25 protein-coding genes and 1 pseudogene are annotated in these 24,373 nt (G+C 32.0%); 16 read left to right on the top strand and 10 right to left on the bottom strand.

Annotated features, from left to right (window positions below):
- A partial coding sequence (locus tag ACIQZ1_RS05615; protein WP_396159830.1) for a hypothetical protein occupies window positions 1-185 on the top strand: 185 nt, incomplete at its 5' end.
- 69 nt (window positions 186-254) lie between these two features.
- Here the strand turns inward: ACIQZ1_RS05615 and ACIQZ1_RS05620 are convergent.
- The gene (locus ACIQZ1_RS05620; protein WP_396159832.1) at window positions 255-845 is read right to left on the bottom strand and encodes a riboflavin synthase; all 591 of its coding nucleotides are present in this window, start codon (window positions 843-845) and stop codon (window positions 255-257) included.
- A gap of 46 nt (window positions 846-891) precedes the next feature.
- Here ACIQZ1_RS05620 and pdxA point away from each other — a divergent pair, with 46 nt between their 5' ends.
- From pdxA to accC, 6 genes are all read left to right on the top strand, one after another.
- Window positions 892-1,941 carry a 4-hydroxythreonine-4-phosphate dehydrogenase PdxA gene (gene pdxA, locus ACIQZ1_RS05625; RefSeq protein ID WP_396159834.1) on the top strand — a complete coding sequence of 350 codons (1,050 nt, stop codon included), beginning with the start codon at window positions 892-894 and terminating at the stop codon, window positions 1,939-1,941.
- Window positions 1,942-2,025: 84 nt separating this feature from the next.
- A complete protein-coding gene (locus ACIQZ1_RS05630; protein WP_353168120.1) occupies window positions 2,026-2,565 on the top strand; it encodes a DUF177 domain-containing protein in 540 nt (179 codons plus the stop codon).
- A 6-nt stretch (window positions 2,566-2,571) separates the two neighbouring features.
- Entirely contained in the window at window positions 2,572-2,766 is a 195-nt protein-coding gene (gene rpmF / locus ACIQZ1_RS05635) for a 50S ribosomal protein L32 (RefSeq protein ID WP_166130208.1), read from the top strand.
- A 238-nt stretch (window positions 2,767-3,004) separates the two neighbouring features.
- Complete coding sequence (locus tag ACIQZ1_RS05640) at window positions 3,005-3,994, top strand: beta-ketoacyl-ACP synthase III (RefSeq protein ID WP_396159837.1); 990 nt, start codon at window positions 3,005-3,007, stop codon at window positions 3,992-3,994.
- Between the two features lie 32 nt (window positions 3,995-4,026).
- Window positions 4,027-4,515, top strand: coding sequence for an acetyl-CoA carboxylase biotin carboxyl carrier protein (gene accB, locus ACIQZ1_RS05645; RefSeq protein WP_353147516.1), 489 nt, complete (start codon window positions 4,027-4,029; stop codon window positions 4,513-4,515).
- A 93-nt stretch (window positions 4,516-4,608) separates the two neighbouring features.
- Complete coding sequence (gene accC, locus ACIQZ1_RS05650; protein ID WP_396159839.1) at window positions 4,609-5,961, top strand: acetyl-CoA carboxylase biotin carboxylase subunit; 1,353 nt, start codon at window positions 4,609-4,611, stop codon at window positions 5,959-5,961.
- 19 nt (window positions 5,962-5,980) lie between these two features.
- Here the strand turns inward: accC and ACIQZ1_RS05655 are convergent, their stop codons facing one another.
- Genes ACIQZ1_RS05655 through ACIQZ1_RS05665 form a run of 3 tightly spaced genes read right to left on the bottom strand, consistent with a single transcriptional unit; the run spans window position 5,981 to window position 8,000 of the window.
- A complete protein-coding gene (locus tag ACIQZ1_RS05655; protein ID WP_396159841.1) occupies window positions 5,981-6,643 on the bottom strand; it encodes an aspartate kinase in 663 nt (220 codons plus the stop codon).
- Between the two features lie 55 nt (window positions 6,644-6,698).
- Entirely contained in the window at window positions 6,699-7,064 is a 366-nt protein-coding gene (locus tag ACIQZ1_RS05660) for a YraN family protein (protein WP_396159843.1), read from the bottom strand.
- A gap of 39 nt (window positions 7,065-7,103) precedes the next feature.
- Window positions 7,104-8,000 carry an LD-carboxypeptidase gene (locus tag ACIQZ1_RS05665; RefSeq protein WP_396159845.1) on the bottom strand — a complete coding sequence of 299 codons (897 nt, stop codon included), beginning with the start codon at window positions 7,998-8,000 and terminating at the stop codon, window positions 7,104-7,106.
- A 97-nt stretch (window positions 8,001-8,097) separates the two neighbouring features.
- Between ACIQZ1_RS05665 and metG the strand changes: the two genes are divergently transcribed.
- From metG to ACIQZ1_RS05680, 3 genes are read left to right on the top strand one after another with little or no spacing between them, the layout of a single operon-like run.
- A complete protein-coding gene (gene metG, locus ACIQZ1_RS05670; protein WP_396159847.1) occupies window positions 8,098-10,155 on the top strand; it encodes a methionine--tRNA ligase in 2,058 nt (685 codons plus the stop codon).
- A gap of 1 nt (window position 10,156) precedes the next feature.
- Window positions 10,157-10,840 (top strand): HAD family hydrolase, encoded by a 684-nt coding sequence (locus tag ACIQZ1_RS05675; RefSeq protein ID WP_396159849.1) that lies wholly within the window; start codon window positions 10,157-10,159, stop codon window positions 10,838-10,840.
- Entirely contained in the window at window positions 10,840-11,463 is a 624-nt protein-coding gene (locus tag ACIQZ1_RS05680) for a CatA-like O-acetyltransferase (RefSeq protein ID WP_396159851.1), read from the top strand. The genes ACIQZ1_RS05675 and ACIQZ1_RS05680 overlap by 1 nt, the downstream gene beginning before the upstream one ends.
- A 38-nt stretch (window positions 11,464-11,501) precedes the next feature.
- On the opposite strand, the gene ACIQZ1_RS05685 is transcribed toward ACIQZ1_RS05680, so the two are convergent.
- From ACIQZ1_RS05685 to ACIQZ1_RS05695, 3 genes are all read right to left on the bottom strand, one after another.
- The gene (locus ACIQZ1_RS05685; protein WP_396159853.1) at window positions 11,502-11,825 is read right to left on the bottom strand and encodes an HRDC domain-containing protein; all 324 of its coding nucleotides are present in this window, start codon (window positions 11,823-11,825) and stop codon (window positions 11,502-11,504) included.
- A gap of 120 nt (window positions 11,826-11,945) precedes the next feature.
- On the bottom strand, window positions 11,946-12,269 hold the full coding sequence (locus ACIQZ1_RS05690) for a single-stranded DNA-binding protein (protein ID WP_396159855.1): 324 nt from the start codon (window positions 12,267-12,269) through the stop codon (window positions 11,946-11,948).
- A 171-nt stretch (window positions 12,270-12,440) separates the two neighbouring features.
- Window positions 12,441-12,761 carry a single-stranded DNA-binding protein gene (locus ACIQZ1_RS05695; protein ID WP_396159857.1) on the bottom strand — a complete coding sequence of 107 codons (321 nt, stop codon included), beginning with the start codon at window positions 12,759-12,761 and terminating at the stop codon, window positions 12,441-12,443.
- 231 nt (window positions 12,762-12,992) lie between these two features.
- Between ACIQZ1_RS05695 and ACIQZ1_RS05700 the strand changes: the two genes are divergently transcribed.
- Window positions 12,993-13,337, top strand: coding sequence for a hypothetical protein (locus ACIQZ1_RS05700; protein ID WP_396159859.1), 345 nt, complete (start codon window positions 12,993-12,995; stop codon window positions 13,335-13,337).
- Window position 13,338: 1 nt separating this feature from the next.
- Window positions 13,339-14,169: an NAD(P)H-binding protein gene (locus tag ACIQZ1_RS05705; protein WP_396159861.1), complete on the top strand. Its 831-nt coding sequence runs from the start codon at window positions 13,339-13,341 to the stop codon at window positions 14,167-14,169.
- A gap of 4 nt (window positions 14,170-14,173) precedes the next feature.
- Here the strand turns inward: ACIQZ1_RS05705 and ACIQZ1_RS05710 are convergent, their stop codons facing one another.
- From ACIQZ1_RS05710 to ACIQZ1_RS05720, 3 genes are all read right to left on the bottom strand, one after another.
- Complete coding sequence (locus ACIQZ1_RS05710; RefSeq protein WP_396159863.1) at window positions 14,174-14,749, bottom strand: hypothetical protein; 576 nt, start codon at window positions 14,747-14,749, stop codon at window positions 14,174-14,176.
- 78 nt (window positions 14,750-14,827) lie between these two features.
- Window positions 14,828-15,748 carry a GYDIA family GHMP kinase gene (locus ACIQZ1_RS05715; RefSeq protein WP_396159865.1) on the bottom strand — a complete coding sequence of 307 codons (921 nt, stop codon included), beginning with the start codon at window positions 15,746-15,748 and terminating at the stop codon, window positions 14,828-14,830.
- Window positions 15,749-15,797: 49 nt separating this feature from the next.
- Window positions 15,798-17,102: a hydroxymethylglutaryl-CoA reductase, degradative gene (locus ACIQZ1_RS05720; RefSeq protein WP_396159867.1), complete on the bottom strand. Its 1,305-nt coding sequence runs from the start codon at window positions 17,100-17,102 to the stop codon at window positions 15,798-15,800.
- Between the two features lie 135 nt (window positions 17,103-17,237).
- On the opposite strand from ACIQZ1_RS05720, the gene ACIQZ1_RS05725 reads away from it, so the two are divergent.
- From ACIQZ1_RS05725 to ACIQZ1_RS05740, 4 genes and pseudogenes are all read left to right on the top strand, one after another.
- Window positions 17,238-19,409 (top strand): S9 family peptidase, encoded by a 2,172-nt coding sequence (locus ACIQZ1_RS05725; RefSeq protein WP_396159868.1) that lies wholly within the window; start codon window positions 17,238-17,240, stop codon window positions 19,407-19,409.
- A gap of 29 nt (window positions 19,410-19,438) precedes the next feature.
- A complete protein-coding gene (locus ACIQZ1_RS05730) occupies window positions 19,439-21,112 on the top strand; it encodes a peptide MFS transporter (protein ID WP_396159870.1) in 1,674 nt (557 codons plus the stop codon).
- An 81-nt stretch (window positions 21,113-21,193) separates the two neighbouring features.
- Complete coding sequence (locus ACIQZ1_RS05735; RefSeq protein WP_396159871.1) at window positions 21,194-22,852, top strand: peptide MFS transporter; 1,659 nt, start codon at window positions 21,194-21,196, stop codon at window positions 22,850-22,852.
- Window positions 22,852-24,354, top strand: a pseudogene (locus ACIQZ1_RS05740) (peptide MFS transporter). Before ACIQZ1_RS05735 ends, ACIQZ1_RS05740 begins: the two are co-directional and overlap by 1 nt.
- Window positions 24,355-24,373: the final 19 nt, after the last annotated feature.

Here is a 24,373-nt window from a genome sequence, read left to right on the forward strand (position 1 = left end):
ATAAAGGTACGAGCTATAATTTTAGTAGTATACCAAACACTTATAAATTAATAGATGAAAACAATAATATTAATCAACAATATTTAAATAAGAAATTCAAAATTAAGTGGAAAGCTATAGCTGGTACAGACGAAGAGTTTGGGTACCCTTATAATGAAATTATTAGTATTGAATTAATAAATTAGCTATATTGTGGGACCACAACAAAACCCTTGTAAGTATTTGTATTTACAAGGGTTTTTTTTAATAAAAGATTACCCTCTTAATTCATACATCCTAGCAATATACTTACCCACCACATCAAATTCTAAATTTACTTTTGTGCCAATTTCAAAAGTATGAAAAATAGTATGTTCATACGTATATGGAATAATTGCTACGCTAAAACTATTTTTAGCTGAATTTACAACTGTTAAACTGGTTCCATTTACTGTTATAGAGCCTTTTTCAATAGTAATATTGTTTAAAGCCGTGTCGTATTCAAAAGTAAATTCCCAACTACCACTTTTTTCTTGAATAGATGTACAAACTGCGGTTTGGTCTACATGGCCTTGTACAATATGTCCGTCCAGTCTATCGCCTAATTTCATAGCTCTTTCGATATTTACTTTGTCGCCAATTTGCCACAAACCTAAAGTGGTTTTATTAATTGTTTCTTGAATAGCTGTAACCACATGTTTGTTGTCAAAAATTTCTACAACGGTTAAACAAACACCATTATGTGCCACACTTTGGTCAATTTTTAACTCATTCGTAATATTTGTTTGAATTGTTAGGTGTACATTTCCCTGATCTTTTTTGATATCTGAAATTATTCCGATAGTTTCTATGATTCCTGTAAACATATGACGGTTTATTTTTATAAATTTGCATCAAAATTAAGAAATAAAAATGGTAAAACATTCGGAAAATATAATTGTTGGTGTTTCTATTGGAGACATGAACGGCATTGGACCAGAAGTAATTTTGAAAACATTCGAAGACACAAGAATGTTAGACATCTGTACACCTGTTATTTTTGCCAATGCTAAAATTGTTTCGTTTTTAAAAAGAAACTACAATTTAACAGCATTCATACAAGGAATTGACAAACTGGATCAGATTGTTTTAGGAAAAATAAATGTTTTAAATGTTTGGCGCGAAGGTGTTAATTTAGAAAATGGCAAATTAGATGAAGAAATTGGTAAATACGCCATAAAATCATTTCAAGCAGCTACTACAGCGTTAAAAAATAATCAAATTGATGTATTGGTAACAGCACCTATAAACAAATACAACATTCAAGCAGAGGATTATAAATTTGCAGGACATACAGATTATTTAAACGAACAATTAGAAGGTGAAGCCCTAATGTTTATGATTCATGAAGATGTAAAAGTAGGCTTAATTACAGACCATGTGCCTATTGCAGACTTATCAAAACATATCAATTCAAAATTAATTGAGAAAAAAATCAACACCATACATCAAAGTTTAATTGCCGATTTCAAAATAAACAAACCAAAAATTGCTGTGTTAGGACTAAACCCACATAGCGGCGATAATGGCGTAATTGGCAAAGAAGATGATGAAATTGTGAAACCAAGTTTAGAGAAAATTTTTAAAAGTGGTATTCAAGTCTTCGGCCCGTTTTCGGCAGATAGTTTTTTTGGTTCCAACCAATATAAAAATTACGATGCGGTAGTTGCGATGTATCACGACCAAGGCTTAATTCCTTTCAAAACCCTATCCTTTGGAGAAGGTGTAAATTTTACAGCAGGATTAAACAAAGTAAGAACCTCGCCAGATCACGGAACGGGTTTTGATATTGCAGGAAAAAATATAGCCAACGAAAGCTCTTTTAGAGAAGCCGTTTACAGTGCTATAGATATATATAAAAACCGAATGGAATATGTTGAATTAACCAACAACCCGTTGAAAAAAGGAACAGGAAAAGTTTAATTTAAAAAAAAGCAAAGAAAATTATTGTAATTCCAATATTTTTGTATCTTTGCACACCCTTATAAAAAGGGAAAAACTGATGTTATGGATATATTAAAAGAATTTTTAATCCCATTTTCAGGATTAAAACTGGGTAAACACCAGTTTGAATTTCAAGTAAACAATACGTTCTTTACTCATTTTGGCTATGACGAATTTAACGATTCTAACATCAAAATGAATGTAGTATTAGAGAAAAAAAGCAACATGCTTGAACTCAATTTTTCGCACAAAGGAATTATAAATGTTCCTTGCGATTTAACAAATGAGGATTTTGATTTACCTATTAAAGGAAAAATGAAACTTATAGTTAGATTTGGTGATGAATTTAATGATGACAATGATGAATTTATCATTTTGCCTCATGATGAATTTCAAGTAAACGTAGCACAATATTGTTATGAAATGATGGTTTTATCGGTTCCAACCAAAAGAATACACACCGGAATAAAAGATGGAACTTTACAATCAGAAGCATTACAAAATTTAGAAAAATTTTCTCCAAAAGAAACAAAAGCACAAGAGATTAAAGAAATAGACCCAAGATGGGAAGGTTTAAAAAAACTATTAACGGATAAAAAATAGAATAAAATGGCACATCCTAAACGTAGACAGTCATCGACTAGAAGAGACAAAAGAAGAACACACTACAAAGCATCTGCACAACAAATTGCAACTTGCGTAGTAACTGGTGAAGCTCACTTATATCACAGAGCTTACTGGCATGAAGGTAAAATGTATTACAGAGGTCAAGTTGTTATCGACAAGACTGAAGCAATGATATAATTTCACTAAAATTATTGAGAAACTCTCACCTGCGTGAGAGTTTTTTTATTTTAATGAAAATTATCTAATTGTATTTTTAGAAAATTCCGAAATAATTCGTAATTTTCGCCTCTTTACGCACACAAAGTTGCTAAGAAAATTATTTATTTATGAAATCGCTATAAATACTGCGTGATTCGAAAGAAAAACCAAAAAAATAGCGATACATATGTTACCAAAAAAAATAACATTAAAACATATGAATAAAATTACTGCCGCAATTACTGCAATTGGCTCGTATGTACCAGAATATGTATTATCAAATCAGGTTCTAGAAACTTTGGTTGATACCAATGATGAATGGATTACATCAAGAACCGGAATAAAAGAGAGAAGGCTTTTAAAAGAAGATGGCGAAGGAACTTCTTACCTTGCTATAAAAGCGGCTCAAAATCTTATAGAAAAATCAAAAATAGACCCAAAAGAAATTGACTTGGTAATTATGGCAACTACCACGCCAGATATGCCTGTAGCAGCAACTGGAGTATATGTAGCCTCGCAAATCGGTGCCACAAATGCTTTTGCTTACGACTTGCAAGCCGCTTGTTCAAGTTTTCTTTTTGGTATGTCAACCGCTTCTGCTTACATTCAATCTGGAAAATATAAAAAAGTATTACTTATTGGTGCCGATAAAATGTCGTCTATAATTGATTATACTGACCGTGCCACATGTATTATTTTTGGTGATGGTGCCGGTGCTGCCTTGTTTGAGCCTAATTATGAAGGTTTAGGATTACAAGACGAGATACTTAAATCTGATGGAATTGGAAGAGAGTTTTTAAAAATTGAAGCCGGCGGTTCTATTTTGCCTCCATCTGAAGATACTATTAAAAACAAACAACATTTTGTATTCCAAGATGGAAAAACCGTTTTCAAACATGCCGTTTCAGGAATGGCTGATGTAAGTGAAAAAATTATGGAACGCAATAACTTATCGCACGATGATGTGAATTGGTTAATTGCGCATCAAGCAAATAAAAGAATTATTGACGCCACTGCAAGCAGAATGAATGTGGATGAGTCTAAAGTGTTAGTCAATATTCACCGATACGGAAATACTACTTCTGCTACATTGCCTTTGCTTTTAGCAGATTTTGAAGATAAATTTAAAAAAGGAGATAATTTAATTTTTGCAGCATTTGGAGGGGGATTCACATGGGGATCTATCTATTTAAAATGGGCATATTAATAAAAACAAACTATAACTAAAACAACTTAATTATGGATTTAAAAGAAATTCAAAACCTAATCAAATTTGTATCTAATTCTGGAGTAGCAGAAGTAAAATTAGAAACGGGCGATGTAAAAATTACTATTAGAACTACTTTAGAAGGAAATTCTCAAGATATTACTTATGTGCAACAAGCACCGATGCAACAAGCAATTCAGCAAGCAGCGCCAGTTGCTCCTGCAGCAATCGCTCCTGCAGCTGCGGCACCTGTTGAGACTGCTGTAGAAGATAATTCTAAATACATTACAATTAAATCACCAATGATTGGTACATTGTACAGAAAACCAGCTCCAGACAAACCAATGTTTGTTGAAGTAGGAAGTACTATTAGCAAAGGTGATGTAGTATGTGTAGTTGAAGCCATGAAATTATTCAACGAAATTGAATCTGAAATTTCAGGTAAAATTGTAAAAGTATTAGTTGATGATTCTTCACCAGTTGAATTTGACCAACCTTTATTTTTAGTTGATCCATCATAGTTATTTTAAATTTTGAATTTTGAATAATGAATTTTTTTCATCATTCAATTAATCATTTAAAATTTATAATTTATAATTTAAAATAATAAAAAGATGTTTAAAAAAATATTAATTGCCAATAGAGGTGAAATTGCTCTACGCGTTATTCGTACTTGTAGAGAAATGGGAATTAAAACAGTAGCCGTTTATTCTACTGCTGATGCCGAAAGTTTGCACGTTAAATTTGCAGATGAGGCGGTTTGTATAGGACCTGCACCAAGTAATTTGTCTTACTTAAAAATGTCAAACATTATTGCAGCTGCAGAAATTACAAATGCAGATGCTATTCATCCTGGTTATGGTTTCCTTTCTGAAAATGCAAAATTTTCAAAAATCTGTCAAGAACACAACATCAAATTTATTGGTGCTTCACCTGAAATGATCGACAGAATGGGAGATAAAGCTTCGGCTAAAGCTACCATGATTGAAGCTGGCGTACCATGTGTTCCGGGTTCAGTAGGGATTTTAGACTCTTACGAACAAGCAGAGAAATTAGCCGCTGAATTTGGCTATCCAGTTATGTTAAAAGCAACTGCTGGTGGTGGTGGAAAAGGAATGCGTGCTGTATGGAAACAAGAAGATTTATTAAAAGCTTGGGAAGGGGCTCGTCAAGAATCTGCTGCCGCTTTTGGAAATGACGGTATGTATCTTGAAAAACTTATTGAAGAACCAAGACATATTGAAATTCAGGTTGTGGGTGACTCATACGGTAAAGCATGTCACTTATCTGAAAGAGATTGTTCTGTACAACGTCGTCATCAAAAATTAACCGAAGAAACTCCTTCTCCGTTTATGACAGATGAATTACGTGAAGCTATGGGAACAGCAGCTGTAAAAGCAGCTGAATATATAAAATACGAAGGTGCTGGAACAGTAGAGTTCTTAGTAGACAAGCATAGAAACTTCTACTTTATGGAAATGAATACCCGTATTCAAGTTGAACACCCAATTACAGAACAAGTTGTAGACTATGATTTAATTCGTGAACAAATTATGGTAGCTGCTGGAATTCCAATTTCTGGTAAAAACTATTTTCCACAATTACATGCGATTGAATGTAGAATTAATGCTGAAGATCCGTATAACGACTTCCGCCCTTCACCAGGAAAAATTACGGTATTACATTCGCCAGGCGGACACGGTGTTCGTTTAGACACACATGTTTATGCTGGTTATACGATTCCACCAAATTATGACTCGATGATTGCAAAGTTAATTACAACGGCGCAAACCAGACAAGAAGCAATAAACAAAATGAAACGCGCTTTAGACGAATTTCATATTGAAGGCATAAAAACCACCATTCCATTCCACAGACAATTAATGGATCACCCAGATTATGTGGCTGGAAATTACACCACGGCCTTTATGGACACCTGGGTAATGGATGCTAAAAAAGAAGAATAAAAAATAGGCTAGTCGTTGACTAGCCTATTTTTTTTAAATCTTTTATTACACTAAATGCTAAATCAATTTGATTTTCATTTACTACTATAGTAAATTCATTTGATGTAGAAATTACTTCATCAATAATAATACCTTCCCAAGCTAACGATTGAAAAATATAATAATATACACCTGGAACAGAAACATTTTCATGAGGTAATTTTACAGTTATAGAAGATAAATTTTCGTTTTTACTAATTAATCTTTCAGATTTTAAGCAAGATTCTACAATGGCGTTAATTTCTGAGCTTACCACAATATTTGTTTCATTAACACCTCGAGATGACGTATAGAATAAATTTTTATTCGTTTTTAACTCAAACATTAATTTGGTTTGATTTTCTAACAAAGTATCAGAAATTTCATAAGTATAATCTGTTAGTGAAGAACGAACCGTAATTTCTCCAATATTTTGTAACACTTTAGTTACCTTATGATTAATTTTAAAATCAAGTTCTTCAGAAATTCTTTTTAGAGCCATAACTACGGCACCTTGTTTAATATCTTTGCCTAAATACAATTCAATTTCAGGCATAATAATTCGGGCTAAAGATGTTAAATTGATAATTCCTTCAGATAAAGAACTCAATAAAAAAGGTTTAGTTTTTAAGTGTTTTTCAACAACTGAGGCTACTGTTTTCATAAAATTTGGGATTTATTTACATACAAATATATAAATCCAAATTTTAATATTATAACTAATTGTTGAAATAATAGAAAGCCGCCTCTAAATGTTCTATGTCAAATGATGTACCAGTTGCATGAATTGCAATAATATCAAAACGGACTTCAACGTCTAAATCATTAGCAATCACGTATTCATTAATGGCTTTTACTAAAAGTTGAATTTTTTTGGGCTTTACAAAATCTTGCGGTAAACCATAATCTAATGAAGAACGTGTTTTCACTTCTATTACTGCCAAAATAGCATCTTTCTTAGCAATAATATCTACTTCTGCTTTTTGAAACGTCCAGTTGGTTTCTAAGATTTCATAGCCGTTTTTCTCTAAAAAATCAACTGCGATTTCTTCTCCAAGTTTTCCTAAATCATTATGATCTGCCATTTTTTAATGTGTCAATTTCAATGTTTCGAATTGCTATTTTTAAATAAATTGAAGTTTTATTTCTTTTTCATTTACTTCAAAATGTACTTGTTTTCCTAAAATCAAAGTGCGATTGTCTTTTTGATGTCCTGCTGGAAATTGAAAAGCTATTGGAATACAATTTTCTTTTGCAATTTCTGTAATAATTTGCACTTCATTTTGCCCAAACGGAATTTCGTTATCGTGCATATCCGTCATACTTCCTACTATAATTCCTTTTACATTTTCGAAATAACCATTACGCTTTAAATTGTACATCATTCGGTCAATATGATACAAATATTCATCCAAATCTTCAATAAAAAGAATTTTATCTTTCGTATCAATTGCTGATTTTGATCCTAATAAACTGTACAAAATAGAAATATTTCCGCCTACCAATTCGCCCGAAGCAGTTCCATTTACATCATAACTTTTCGAAGGAATTAAATATGAAATCGTTTCTCCAAAAAGTGCTTGTCGCAAGGTTTCTTTCACTTCTTCAGGTGCAGTTGGAACTGTAAAAGGCATTATGGAATGTAAAGACGCTACGCGTTCCACATTTAATTGACTATGTAAAACGGTTACATCAGAAAATCCCATTATCCATTTAGGATGTTGTTTGAAATTTGTAAAATCTAATGAATCTATAATTCTAACCGTACCATATCCCCCTCGAGCACACCAAATGGCTTTTACGTTTTCATCATCTAATTGTGCCTGAAAATCAGCAGCTCTTTCGGAATCAGTACCTCCTAATTGAAAATTATCTAAGCCTATTGTAGTTCCTAATTTAACGTTTAGTCCCCAAGATTCTAATAAATCAATAGCTGGTTTGGCGTCTTCGGGGAAAAATTTACGTGCTGTACAAACAAGAGCAACGGTATCTCCGGCCTTTAAAAATGGTGGTATAATCATATAAAATTCAATAAGAATTCAAAAATAAGGAATTTGAACAGAAAAATTCGTCTATTCCTCTTAAATGAATTATTTTTGTATCAAATTTAATGACATTATGTTAAAAAATCCGAAAAGATATACCATTACAGCGGCACTTCCTTACACCAATGGCCCCATTCATATTGGGCATTTAGCAGGAGTTTATGTGCCTTCTGATATATATTCAAGATATTTACGATTACAAGGAAAAGACGTGGCTTTCATTTGCGGAAGCGACGAGCACGGTGTAGCAATTTCAATGAAAGCTAAGAAAGAAGGCATCACACCTCAACAAGTAATTGATAAATATGACGGAATTATTCGTCAATCGTTCATAGATTTTGGAATTTCTTTTGATAATTATTCCAGAACTTCATCGGAAATACATCATAAAACAGCTTCCGAATTTTTTAAAAAATTATACGATAACGGTGATTTCATCGAAGAAACAACCGACCAATTATACGATGCAAAAGCAGACCAATTCTTAGCAGACCGTTTTGTAACTGGAACTTGTCCAAAATGTGACAATCCAGAAGCGTATGGCGACCAATGTGAAAAATGTGGTTCGACTTTAAATGCAACCGATTTAATCAATCCGAAATCAACTATTACAGGCGAAACTCCTATCTTAAAATCGACAAAACACTGGTTTTTACCTTTAAATCGTTACGAATCGTTCTTAAGAGAATGGATTTTAGAAGGTCATAAAAACGACTGGAAACCCAATGTATACGGACAAGTAAAATCGTGGGTTGATGGTGGTTTAGAACCAAGAGCCGTAACACGTGATTTAGATTGGGGTATCGATGTGCCTGTTCCAGGTGCCGAAGGAAAAAAATTATACGTTTGGTTTGATGCGCCTATTGGTTACATTTCTGCAACCAAAGAATGGGCAGCTCGCGAAGGAAAAGATTGGGAACCGTATTGGAAAGATGCCGATACAAAATTGGTTCATTTCATAGGGAAAGACAATATCGTATTCCATTGTATCATTTTCCCAGCGATGTTAAAAGCGGAAGGAAGTTATATATTACCTGATAATGTTCCGGCAAATGAATTCTTGAATTTAGAAGGAAATAAATTATCGACTTCAAAAAACTGGGCGGTTTGGTTACACGAATATTTGCAAGATTTCCCAGATAAACAAGATTCGTTGCGTTATGCGTTAACAGCTAATGCTCCAGAAACAAAAGACAACGATTTCACTTGGAAAGATTTTCAAGCCAGAAATAATAATGAATTAGCTGCGATTTTTGGTAATTTCATCAATCGTGTTGTGGTGTTGACTAATAAGTATTACGACGGAATTGTTCCAACGCCAAATGAATTTTCTGAAGTTGACAAACAAACTTTAGCAGAGTTAAAAGCATATCCAGCCGTAATTTCAAGTTCGATCGAACGTTACCGTTTCAGAGAAGCATTAGGCGAATTAATGAACGTAGCCCGTTTAGGAAACAAATATTTAGCCGACGAGGAACCTTGGAAAATGGTGAAAGAAAATCCGGCAAGAGTACAAACTCAAATGTATGTAGCGTTGCAAATTGCTTCTGCATTAGCGATACTTTCTGAACCGTTTTTACCGTTTACTTCTGCTAAATTGTGCAACATTTTAAACATTAAAATCAATAATTGGAATTTGGAATTTGAAAATTGGAATTTGACAAAACCTGGACATCAAATTGGTCAAGCTGAAATTTTGTTTGCTCAAATAGAAGATGCCGAAATCCAAAAACAACTAGATAAATTAGAAGCAACTAAAACCGCCAATCAAGTGGAAAACGCAAAAGCAGAACCGCAAAAAGAAATCATCACATTTGAAGATTTTGCCAAAGTAGATTTACGAATTGGAACCATTATCGAAGCAGAAAAAATGCCAAAAGCTAACAAATTGTTAGTTTTAAAAGTAGATACCGGAATTGATGTAAGAACCATCGTATCTGGAATTGCAGAGCATTTTACGCCAGAAGAAGTCATTGGAAAACGTGTAACGGTTTTGGTCAACTTAGCGCCAAGAGCTTTACGTGGTGTGGAAAGCGAAGGCATGTTATTATTAACCAATACTGCTGAAGGAAAATTGATTTTCGTAAATCCAGAATCAGAAGGTGTGATTAATGGTGCGATGATATCTTAATATGAACCCAAAAATAATCGCATTTGATGCAGACGACACCCTTTGGCACAACGAACCTTATTTTGATGAGGCGCAAGAACGCTTTTGTATGTTGTTTCAAGATTATGCGTCACATCAAGAAATTTTAAGATTGATTTTGAACCATCAAGTCAACAACTTGCCGTTGTATGGTTTCGGAATTAAAGCATTTACATTATCAATGATTGAAACCGCTTTGGAATTGACTAATCATCAAATTGCAGGCAAAGGCATTGAGCAAATTTTAGCTATTGGTAAAGATTTACTGCAAAAACCAGTAGAATTACTCCCAAATATCACTGCTGTTTTAGAACAATTGCAAGGAAAATACAAATTAGTTGTCGCTACAAAAGGCGATTTAAAAGACCAACATCGTAAACTTCACGATTCTGGAATAGGTACTTATTTTCATCATATTGAAGTGATGAGCGACAAAACCGAATTGGATTACGAAAAAATGTTAGGTCGTTTAGATTGCAAAGCAGAAGATTTTTTAATGATTGGCAATTCATTAAAATCCGATGTTTTGCCCGTTTTGAATTTAGGCGGACACGCCATTCATATTCCATATCATACAACTTGGGAATACGAAAAAATAGATTTTGAAATTCAGCATAACAACTTTAAATCGGTTACCCAAATAATAGATATTTTAACCTTAGTGTAATGAAGCAAAAGATTGACATCACAACTTGGAACCGAAAAGAGCACTTTGAATTTTTTAGCAAATTTGAAGAACCATTTTTTGGGACTACTATTCAATTTGATTGCACAAATGCCTATCATAAAGCTAAAGAATTAGGCGTAAGTTTTTTTGTATATTATTTACATAAAACCATAGTTGCCGTAAATAAAATTGAAAATTTTAGGTTTCGAATAGAAAATGAAAATGTGTATCTTTTTAATAAAATTAATGCGTCAGCTACTATTTTACGTGACGATAAAACATTTGGTTTTTCAGAAATAGAATACGATGAAAACCTTGATGTTTTTATTAAAAACTATTCTAATGAAGCAATTAGAGTCCAAAACACAACCGGACTTTTTACTAAAGAATATAATGAAAATATTATTCATTTTTCGGCTTTACCTTGGGTAAATTTTACTTCAATTTCTCATTCTAGAAGTTTTTCAATGCCTGATAGTTGTCCGAAATTTTCATTTGGTAAAATGACAGACGAAAACGGGGTGAAAAAAATTCCAATGGCAGTTTATGTGCATCACGGATTAATAGACGGATATCATTTAGGTTTGTTTTTTGAAGAATTTGAACGTTTAATGAATGAATAAGAAGAACACTAATAAGCACTCTTCTTATCCTTCAAAATTTAAACGGCATTTAAAATCGCTAAAATATCTTCACCAAATTTATCTGCTTTTTGTTTTCCAAAACCCTTAATCTGTTGTAATTCGTCTAAATTACTTGGCTTATATAATGCCAAGTCAATTAATTCTGAATTATGGCAAATCATAAATTTCTTCTGGTTTAGTTGTTCTGATTTTTCAGTTCTCCATTGATTTAAGTATCCGTAAACTTGTTTGTCATTCGGAAGTAAATCTTCGTAAGACTTTCGTTCTAATCGTTCGGATTTTTTCTGCTCTTCTTTTTCATAATGAACAATAACAGACCAATACGCTGATTCACTTTCCAAAAATTGTGTGCTAGATTTTTAAATGCAACCGTTTCTAAAAAAGCATTTAATTTTTGTTGGTCTAGCTCTAAAAATGCGGGATCTATTCGGATAGAAAATACACTAACTTGCATAACAAATTTATTTACCGATTAACAAAATTTCATTTGCAATTACTTCTGTAATGTAGCGTTTGTTTCCATCTTTGTCATCGTAACTTCTGTGGGTTAGTTTGCCTTCAATGGCAATGTCTTTACCTTTAGTTACATATCTTTCAATAATTTCTGCTGTTTTACCCCAAGCCGTTACACGGTGCCATTGCGTTTGTTCTACTTTATCGCCATTTTCACGAAAATATACTTCATTTGTAGCGATGTTTATATTTGCTAATTTTCTTCCTCCTTCAAGGTTTTTGATTTCTGGTTCTTGACCCACATTTCCGATTAATTGTACTGAGTTTTTCATAAGGCTTATAATTTAATTGTTTATTTATTTCGCGTTTCGTAAAGTTGTAGCTTAAGAAATAAGCTTATTTCATGGCGTATAAAAATATATTGTTTTTGTTATTTAATTTTTTGAAACACAGATTTAAGAAATTTACATAATTTAATAAATCTTATTATTGAAATGCAATTGCTATTTGCTCAATAAAACCAACTCGTTCGCCACGACTTCTTTGATAAATCGTTTGTTGCCGTCTTTGTCATCGTAGCTTCTATGTGTTAATTTCCCTTCTATTGCTACGTAACACCCTTTAGTAATTAATTTTTCAACAATTTCTGCAGTTTTTCCCCAAGCAGAAATTCGATGCCATTCGGTTTGTTCTACTTTTTCACCTTTTGCGTTGGTGTAATTTTCATTCGTAGCGATAGTAAAATTGGCTACTTTTCCAGATTCTAAGTTTTTAACTTCTGGTTCTTGACCTACATGTCCGATTAATTGTACTCTGTTTTTCATGGCGTTTAAAATTTAAATGTTTATATTAATTAAAATTTGTTTATCGACTGAACTCGTTCTTTCAATTCGACAGTGCAAAGATGTGACAAGAAAAAAAGGTTATTCGGTTGTTATTCAATTAATATCGATTGTAATTGTTTGTTGTCGTTTGTAAATGGAAAATAAAAAATCTAAAAGCATCCAATATTTCTATTTTTTTATTACTTTTATAGGACCTCAAATAATAATATTATGAATAAAACTTGTTTAGAATGTCAAGATAAAATTGTCGGAAGAGAAGATAAAAAGTTTTGCAGCGATGGTTGTCGTAATGTCTATAACAATAAAATGAATAAAGATCAAACCAATTTGATGCGAAACATAAACAATAAATTACGCAAAAATTATCGTATTTTAACCGAATTAAACCCCGAAGAAAAAACCAAAACCACTAAAAACAAATTAATAAGTAAAGGTTTTGATTTTGATTTAATTACTTCTTTATACACCACAAAAACTGGAAATATTTATTATTTTGTTTACGACCAAGGTTATTTAGCGGTGGAAAATGAAAATTATGTACTTGTAAAAAAATAAAATGAAAGTATCGATACTTGGTTGCGGCTGGATAGGTTTTCCTTTAGCTAAAAAATTAATTGAAATTGGTTTTGAAGTAAAAGGATCTACCACTTCTGAAAATAAATTAGACCTTTTAAAATCTAATAACATTGAACCTTATTTATTGGAACTTTCTGAAACTAAAGTTAGTGAATGTATTTCTGATTTTTTGTATAATTCTGACATTTTAATTATTGATATTCCGCCAGGGCTGAGAAAAATTACAGAAGTTACTTCTGAAAAAACGTTTGTAAATAAAATAAAAACTTTACTTCCATTTATAGAAAATTCTTCTATTAATAAAGTAATTTTTATTAGTTCCACTTCCGTGTATACTGACACTGATTCAATTCCAACCGTTACAGAAAATACTGTTTTACATCCGGATACAGAAAGCGGAAGACAATTAATTGAGGCTGAAAATTTATTATTAAATAACTCCCATTTTACTTCAACAATAATTCGTTTTGGAGGATTGGTTGGCGAAGACCGGAATCCTATACGTATGTTAGCTGGAAAAACGAATATTCCCAACCCAAATGCGCCAATAAATTTAATACATCAACAAGATTGTATTGAAATTATTTGTGAGATACTGAAACAAAATCAGCATGACAAGGCTGGGAATGAAGTGTTTAATGCTGTGGCGCCAATTCATCCCACACGAAAAAATTATTATACAGAAAAAGCTAAGCAGTTACATTTAATTACTCCATTATTTAATGAAAATGAAACTAGTATTGGAAAAATTGTCTCAAGCAAAAAATTAGAGACAATTTTAGGATATAGGTTTATAAAATTAAACTTATAACAAACTAATTTTTCATTAAAATAATCCATTTCCAGTCGGCAGGATTACCTATACCAACACTTGGTGTATAAAGATATAAATGTACCACTCCTGTTGGATTTGAAATTAAATATTGTCTAACTTTTACCAAATTTTGCACAGCCATCCAAACCTGATTGTAGTTATTTGATAGATTTGGTTCTGGTAAAATATGATGAAAATTTGTAGTTGGAAAAACAACATCGTTTGTTAATAAGGCTTCAAATTGATTGGCTGCAAGCATACTTTGTGGATAATGAATTTGTCCTAAACCCATCCAAATAATATCACCATCAAAAAGAATTTGATTGATCTCATTATATTTCAACTTAATATTTCCAAAATCAACGGCTGGAACAGATTGATGAGAAATAGTAAATGAATTTGAATTTTCGGTATACGTAGTTTCTTTTCCGCCCTGAAAAGTATTCGTTAAATAATCTACTTTTAGTAATAACACTTTATTAGGTTGGGTTGTGTTTTCAGCAGGAGTACTATTTTCTTCTGTACAAGATGAAAATAATGAAACGAAAATAAATAAAATAAAAAGTATCTTTTTCATACAAAACTATTTTTTGATATATATGCTTATTAATGAATTACTTATGTAAAAATAATGATTTTTTATTAAATAAATTAATTAAACTAAAATCATTTCCTCATACGTCAAAATAGTGTCATAACCTTTTGAATGAAAATAAGGCGTTGGATTTTCTTCTGATAGCACCATAACGAAATCGCCTCCCCAAGCGCCTAAACTTTTAATAGCTCCATTAAAATCAGAAAACAATCGTTCTTTTACGGTTTCTAATTCTAAAATATCGCTTAAAATAATTTCATGATGTTCTAATAAATCAATGGTATCTTCTATATTTGTCGAAAGCAGTATTCTATTGGTAATCTCAGAAATGGTTGCTGTCTTTTTGGTTAAAAACTGTTGCTTATTCATATAATTTTGAATGGCGTGACGACTATTTTGCTTTTTATTCAAATACACAAAATAGATATTTCCCTTATATTTTGGATAAAAATCAACTACCTCAACAATGGGTTTTTCATTTTTAACTAATTGATATGTAATTGGAAAGTTGTTATTGGCACAAGCAATATCGTATCCGCTTCCTCCAAAACTTTTCCTTAATAATTCAAACGCATCAATATGTAACCATTGTGCAATATTATTTATTAAAGTAGAAGACGTACCTAAGCCCCAATTTCTTGGAAAAGTCAATTCGGTTTCAATTTTATACCCTACTTGTGAAGCTAAAAAATTAGGGTTTTGTAAATATGCTTGATGTAAAATTTCAACTAAAGTATGTTTTATGGGATGTTCTTCTTGAAAATTTTTAGCCTCTCGAATTTCCTCAAAAGTGAATTCAGTTTCAAACCAAACACTTTTGTCAGCATCCAAACTAGTCCAAAATATTTTTTTTTCTACACACGAAGAAACGCGTAAATGCTGACCAAATTTTGTAGGCAAGGCTAATGCTTTGGCACCATTTAAGACCAAATATTCTCCAGTAATTAGGAGTTTTCCGTTAGAATAATACGTTTCATTCATGATTTTAAACGCAAAGTTCGCGAAGATTTTCGCAAGGCTCGCAAGGGTTTTACTTAGTTCTTAAACGCTCTAAAAAATCTACTACTAAATTATGCGCAACTGTTTGGTTTTCAAAATGTGCTAAAACTAATAGTTTCTCTTCTTTTGTAGCTTGGTGTTGATTTAAAATATTATTCAAATGCATTTTCATATGTCCTTGTTGAATTCCTGAAGTAGTTAACGAACGTAAGGCTGCAAAATTTTGAGCCAATCCAGCAACAGCGACAATTTCCATTAATTCCGTTGCAGAAGGAGTACCTAACATTTCTAAAGAAAATTTGACTAAAGGATGTAAATTAGTTAAACCTCCAACGGTTCCTAATGCTAAAGGCACTTCCAGCCAAAACGTAAATATTCCGTTTTCTATTTTAGCGTGAGACAAACTTGTGTAGCTTCCGTTTCTACTTGCAAATGCGTGAATACCAGCTTCTACAGCACGAAAATCGTTACCTGTTGCTAAAACCACCGCATCAATTCCGTTCATAATGCCTTTATTATGTGTTACAGCTCTATATGGCTCTACTTCTGCTATTTTTACAGCGGTTAGAAACTTTTCTGCAAATTCACTTGACGTGATGTTGGCATCTTCATTAAGATCTGAAACTGGACAAGAAACTTCGGCACGAACTACACAATTTGGTACAAAATTGCTCAAAATACTCATCACAATTTGAATCGATTGGATTCCAAATTCTTCAGATTTGTTTTTAAATGTTTTGGCAAATTGTTCCAAACAAGAATTGATAAAATTAGCGCCCATACTATCCTTTGTCTGAAAAGTAGCGTGCAATTGGTAATAATTTTCTAACGCCTCCGTTTTATCAATTAATTGGATATCTGAAATTCCGCCACCACGCTTTTGCATATTTTTAGTTATGCCTTCTGCTTCAGTAAATAAAAACGGCTTAACAAAATTGAAATATTCAATAAGATTTTGTTTATCGCCTTCATACAAAAAATGAACTTGACCAATTTTTTCTGTACCTAAAATAGTCGTTTTAAAACCTCCACGAACACCCCAGAATTTTGCTGCTTTACTGGCAGCTGCAACCACAGAACTTTCCTCAATAGCCATAGGAACGGTATAGTTTTTACCGTTAATGGTGAAATTTGGAGCTACACCTAACGGCAAATAAAAATTCGTTAAGGTGTTTTCTATAAATTCGTCGTGTAGTTTTTGAAGGGAAGCATCAGAATTCTGATAGCTTTGTAATACGGCAATTGCTTCTTTTGGATTGGAAAAATGCTTTTCGGCGATCCAATTTATCTTTTCTTCTTTTGTTAGTTTTGAAAAACCTGTTTTATTTAGTGCCATTAATTTCGAATTGAATGACAAAGGTAATAAAAGTAATTTTTAAAAAAATAAAACTTAGAAAGTAAAAAATTCATTATTTTTTATGAATATGTCGTAAATTTTCACTAAAATTGGAGGTTTTTAGAATTTAAAAATATGAGAAATTTTACAAGTATTCTATTATTAATACTAACCACTTCAGTATCAGTTGTTGCACAACAAAAATTAACTTTAGAAGAAATTTGGGGCGGCGCTTTTAGAACAAAAGGTATGGACGAATTAAATGCCATGAAAAACACCAATCAATATACGGTACTAAATTTCGATAGAAATTCTAAAACTATGCAAATTGATTTGTTTGATTATGCGACTTTAAATAAAGTTGCAACCCTTATTGACACCAAAGATTTTCCAGCATTAACTTCAATTGATAGTTACACATTTGATCAGGCTGAGAAAAAGATATTAATTGCAACAAATAGCGAATCAATATTTAGACGTTCATTTACTGCAAATTATTTTGTGTACGATATTGCATCAAAAAAATTATCAAAATTTACCGATAAAGCCATTCAAGAACCAACTTTTTCATCCGATGGAACTAAAGTTGCATATGCTTTCGAAAATAACTTGTATATTTTTGATTTACTTTTAAATAAAGAAACGCAAATTACTTCGGATGGTAAGAAAAATAGCATCATTAATGGAATTACAGATTGGGTATACGAAGAAGAATTTGCTTTTGTACGCGCTTTTGATTGGAATGCTGACGGAACTAAAATAGCCTTTATTCGTTTTGATGAAACGGATGTTCCCGAATTTTCAATGGATATGTATAACCAAGGTTTGTATCCCACTCAAGCAGTTTTTAAATACCCAAAAGCAGGAGAAAAAAACGCAGACGTTTCGTTACATATTTATGATGTAGCTTCGACAAAAACTCAAAAAATTGATTTAAGTAATTACTCAGATTTTTATATTGCACGATTAAAATGGACGAACGATTCAAATGTTTTAAGTGCGCAAGTAATCAATCGCCATCAAGATAATTTAGATGTAGTATTTGTTGATGGAAATTCAGGTAGTAAAAAAGTAATTTTAAACGAAAAAGATAAAGCTTACGTGGATGTTACAGATAACTTAACCTTTTTAAAAGATAATAGTTTTATTTGGACTTCGGAAAAAGACAGTTTCAATCATATTTATTATTATGACAAAACCGGAAAGTTAAAAAACCAGGTTACAAAAGGGAATTGGGATGTAACCGCTTATTATGGATTTGATGAAAAAAACAAAATTGTATACTATCAATCTGTAGAAAACGGTTCCATAAATAGAGATGTGTACTCCATTTCAATTGACGGAAAAGCTAAAAAAAGACTGACATTGAAAACAGGAACAAATAGTGCTACTTTTAGTCCAAATTTTCAGTATTTTATAAATACCTATTCAAGTGCTACTTCAGCGCCTTACTATTCTTTAAACGATTCAAAAACCACCCAAGAGATTAAGAAAATCCAATCTAATGAATCTGTAGAAGAAAAATTAGCAAAATATAACGTGGCTTCGAAAGAATTTTCAACCATCACTACAGAAAAAGGGCATATTTTAAACACTTGGATGATTAAACCAAAAGATTTTGATCCGAATAAAAAATATCCTGTTTTTATGTTTCAATATTCGGGACCAGGTTCACAGCAAGTAGACAATGCTTGGAACGGAACAGACGATTATTGGTTTATGATGTTGGCTCAAAAAGGCTATATTATAGCTTGTGTTGATGGTAGAGGAACAGGTTTTAAAGGGGCAGAATTTAAAAAATGTACGCAAAAAGAATTAGGAAAATACGAAGTTGAAGACCAAATTGATGCGGCCAAAGTTTTTGGAAAATATACTTTTGTAGACAAATCTAGAATTGGAATTTTCGGATGGTCGTTTGGTGGTTTTATGGCAGCTAATTGTGTTTTTCAAGGCGCAGATGTCTTCAAATCTGCTATTGCAGTTGCTCCCGTAACGTCTTGGAGATATTACGACAGCATTTACACCGAAAGATACATGCAAACCCCACAAGAAAACGCAAGTGGTTATGATAACAATTCGCCAATTTCACATGTAAATAAATTAAAAGGAAACTTTTTATTAATTCATGGTACGGCTGATGATAATGTGCATGTTCAAAATACCATGAAAATGGTAGAAGCTTTAGTACAAGCCAACAAACAATTTGACTGGGCCATTTACCCAGATAAAAATCACGGAATTTATGGTGGAAAAACACGTTTACAATTGTACACCAAAATGACCAACTTTATTTTAGAAAAACTATAAATTAACCAATATAACTAAATTAATTAATTATGAGCGAAACAGTTAAACAAGGACATCCAAAGGGACTTTGGGTATTATTTGGAACCGAAATGTGGGAACGATTCAATTTCTATGGAATGCGAGCCATATTAACCTTATTTATGGTAAATTCATTATTAATGAAAGAAGCAGACGCCTCTTTAATTTACGGTGGGTTTTTAGGCTTATGTTATTTAACGCCTATGTTAGGTGGATTTGTAGCTGACAGATTCTTAGGAAATAGAAATTGCATTATGCTTGGAGGATTAATGATGGCGGCAGGACAATTTTTATTGTTTATTAGTGCAACTGTTTTTACTTCCAATATTGAATTAGCCAAAATTTTACTTTGGGTTGCTTTAGGAATTATCATTTTTGGTAATGGTTTCTTTAAACCAAATATTTCTTCTATGGTAGGAAGTTTATATCCTAAACAAGAAAAAAATAAATTAGACACAGCATTTACCATTTTTTATATGGGAATTAACTTAGGTGCTTTCTTAGGTCAATTAATTTGCCCAATTGTCGGAGATGTTAAAGACGCTGGAGGGATAAGAGATATTTATGCTTTCAAATGGGGATTCTTAGCCGCTGCTATAGCAATGGTTTTAGGAACTATGGTTTTCTTTTATTTAAAAAATAAATACGTGATTACTCCGGAAGGAAGACCAATTGGTGGTTTACCATCAAAAAATGATGCTTCAGATTTTGAAGAAGGAGAATCTCAAAAAGCCGTGTTTTCAAAGAATGCTTTAATTGGAGCAGCTGTTGCTTTCGTAGGATTAGGATTCTTATTTCATTATGCATTTGGGCAGAATATTATTTATGCAATAATTTATGCAAGTGGATTGTCTTTGGCTGGATTAATTATCTCAGACACCTCATTAACTAAAATAGAAAGAGATAGAATTTTAGTAATTTACATTGTTGCCTTTTTCGTTATCTTTTTCTGGGCAGCCTTTGAACAAGCAGGTTCTTCATTAACGTTTATTGCAGATAATCAAACAGATAGAAATTTCTTTGGTTGGAATATGCCGCCATCAATGGTACAAATTTTCAATGGATTATTCGTAGTAATGTTTGCTGTACCTTTCAGTATGTTATGGGATAAATTAAGAGCCAATAACAGGGAACCGATTTCTCCTTTTAAACAAGCTATTGGTTTACTATTAATTGCAGTTTCCTATTTTATTATTGCTCACAACGTAAAAGATTTAGGGAATAATGGTTTATTAGCCATTAAATGGTTAATCTTATTGTACTTAATACAAACGTGTGCAGAATTATGTTTATCTCCAATTGGTTTATCATTGGTTGGTAAATTATCTCCAAAACGTTTTTCTTCTTTATTGTACGGAGTTTTCTTCTTATCAAACGCAGCAGGATATGCATTAGCAGGAACATTAGGTTCTATTATGCCCGCAACTGGAGATAAATTCAATAAAGCAAAAGAATTAGGAATAGATTTACAAGCTGTTTTAGATAAGAAAATAGTACCAACTAAAGAACAACTTGCTCTTTTAGATACAAATCAAATTAGTCCATCTAATCCAGTTTTTGCTGGTTTTGAAATTCATAATTTGTTTGAATTCTTTATGGTATTCGTAATATTATGTGGTATTGCAGCTGCAATCTTATTCGCATTAACACCTAGATTGAAAAAAATGATGCACGGTATTAACTAGTTATTTTATAAAATATTTTTTATATCTTTCAAGCTCCGATAATATCGGAGCTTTTTTTTAACTTAAAAAAACAAAAATAGTATGTGGAAATCACACCCAAAGGCATTGCCTTACTTATTTTTATCTGAAATGTGGGAACGTTTTGGCTATTATTTAATGATTGGAATTTTTACACTTTATCTTAAAGATGTCGAATCTGGTTTTGCTTTAACAGAAAAAGAAGCCTCAGATTTATATGGAACTTTCATTGCTTTAGTTTTTTTAACTCCATTTATTGGAGGGCTTGTAGCTGATAGATATTGGGGATATAAAAAATCGATAATTATTGGAGGATTGATGATGGGTGTTGGGTATTTATTAATGGGAATACACAATATTACTATGCTTTATGTAGCCATGACGCTTGTAATCATTGGAAATGGATTCTTCAAACCAAATATTTCTACTCTTTTAGGTAATTTCTATTCTGAAGATCAGTACAAAGACAAAAAAGATGAAGGCTATAATATTTTCTATATGGGAATTAATGTTGGCGCTTTTATTTGTAACTTTTTTGGAGCAGCACTACAAATTCTATTAGGCTGGCAATATGCGTTTATGGCAGCTGGCGTTGGAATGTTTATTGGTGTTATTGTTTTCTTATTAGGTACAAAGCATTACGGAAACAAAACCGATAAAAAAGGAACACAAGAAGGCGATATGCCATTTTATAAAATTGTTTTATTTATTTTATTACCTTCTGCTGTTTTTGGAATTATTGGTTGGTTACTAAAAGGTGTAGCTTCTGATACTAACTTAAATAGTTCTGTTTTTGGTTCAGATAGTACGGATGCCTTTATTTTTGCTTGTATTCCAGTTATATTTTTTTACGGAAGTTTATATTTTAAAGCAAAAGCAGAAGACAAAAGACCAATTGGTGCTTTGTTAACCATATTTTCAGTGGTGATTTTATTTTGGGCGGTTTTCAAACTAAATGGTTCGGCGCTTAATACTTGGGCAGATAGATATACAGATAGAGAAATCACTGGGACAACTAAATCTGTTTTCAATAATCTTAAATTAGCAAAAGAAATAGAGTATAAAAAAGATTCTACTGAATTATACGATGCCGCTTTTCGAATTCAAAAAGAAAATGGCGAAGTTCAAAAAACAGTGGATTACCCAATATACTTTAGAAATGTAGCCAAAGAAAAACTACCTGAAGAAAGTTCAAAAATTTCTATTTGGGCAACTAATTTAAGTCAGTCTATCAATCCAGGTTGGGTCATTATTTTAACACCATTAGTGGTTGCTTTCTTTACCTTTTTACGAGGAAGAAAAAAAGAGCCATCAACTCCAACAAAAATTGCATTCGGTTTATTAATCTCAGCGTTATCCGTTTTAGTAATGATTGCAGCTGTAAATATGGGTGCAAATGGTTCTGAAAAAGTTAGTGTTTGGTGGCTTGTGGCCAATTACGGAATTATCACAATTGGAGAATTATTTCTAAGTCCAATGGGATTATCGGTTGTATCCAAATTGAGTCCGACAAATATAACATCATTAATGATGGGTGGTTGGTTTTTATCTACTTCAATCGGAAATAAATTAAGCGGTGTTTTGGCAAGTTTATGGGACACGTACGATAACAAACAAGATTTCTTTTGGATTAATTTCGGATTATTGATGTTTGCTACATTATTAATGTTCGTGTTGTTAAAACAATTAAATGCAGTAATGAAAGAAAAAGGAATTAACTAATGCAAACTATAGAAGAAATACAAAATTTTAAAGGGAAATATCCAAAACAACTGTGGTATTTGTTTTTCTCAGAAATGTGGGAACGCTTCTGTTTTTATGGAATGCGCGGGATGCTTTATTTCTATATGGTTCATTATTTATTGATGGATAAAGAAGCTGCTAATTTACAGTATGGTGCCACACAAGCTTGGGTGTATGCGTTTACTTTTATAGGTGGTTTATTTGCAGACAAAATTTTTGGGTTTAGAAAATCCCTTTTCTGGGGCGGCTTATTAATGATTGTTGGAAGTTTAATTTTGGCTATCGATCCAAAATCATTCTTCTTTGTAGGTGTTAGTTTTAGTATTGTTGGAACAGGTTTTTTTAAACCAAATATTTCTTCAATGGTTGGAAAACTATATAAAGATGGAGATTCAAGAACTGATGCAGGTTTTTCATTATTCTATGCAGGTGTAAATCTTGGGGCATTAATTGGCGGATATGTTTGTATTGCTATAGGAAAAGGTCAAATGTTATCTAATCTAATTCCAGATGAATTAAAATGGAATGTAGCATTTGGTTTAGCAGCAGTTGTAATGGTTATTAGTCTTTTGACTTTTACACAAACTCAAAAAAGTTTAGGAGAAATTGGACTTTCGCCATTATTACATCTTGACAAATCAAAAAGAAAATTTTACGAATGGAGCACATATGTAGGTTCAATTTTAATTGTTCCAATAATTATTATAATGGTTTCTAACACTGTTTACACGGATTATTTCATGTATGCAATTGGTCCAATTTCTATTTTGTATTTAGCTTACGAAATGAAAGGATTTTCAATTATTGAAAACAAAAAGTTAGTTGCTGCAGTAATTTTTATGTTATTTTCAATTGTTTTTTGGGCATTTTTCGAACAAAGTGGGGGTTCACTAAGTGATTTTGCAGCTGAAAATTTAAACAATACTGTTTTAGGATTGCCGTTAGATCCAAATGGAGTGAATAATTCTGCAAATTCCTTCTTTGTGATTGCTTTTGCTGCTTTAGTAGGATTAGTTTGGTTGTGGTTATCTAAAAGAAAAATAGAGCCCAATACTATTATAAAATTTGGTTTGGCTTTTTTGTTTTTAGCAGGTGGTTTCTGGATTTTCTATTATACTAAGTTTTTTGCAGATGCTTCAGGATGAACTTCTTTAGATCTATTTACCTTCGGATGGTTCATAATTACTTTTGGTGAGTTATGCTTATCGCCCATCGGAATGAGTGCCATGACAAAATTATCACCACAAAAAACACAAGCAGTAATTATGGGAATGTGGTTTTTAGCTAGTGCATATGGGCAATATTTTGCGGGAATTTTAGGTGCAAATATTGCAAAAGCCTCCAAAAACGCAAGTAATATAGAAAAACTTAATACCTATGCAGACGGGTATTATCAATTAGCTATTTATGCGTTAATCGCAGGATTGGTTTTAATATTAATTTCGCCATTTGTAAAAAAATTAATGCAAGATGTAAAGTAACTTGCTTTTTTAGGCATAC

This window comes from Flavobacterium sp., from assembly GCF_044341185.1.
In the GTDB taxonomy this organism is placed as follows: Bacteria; Bacteroidota; Bacteroidia; order Flavobacteriales; family Flavobacteriaceae; genus Flavobacterium.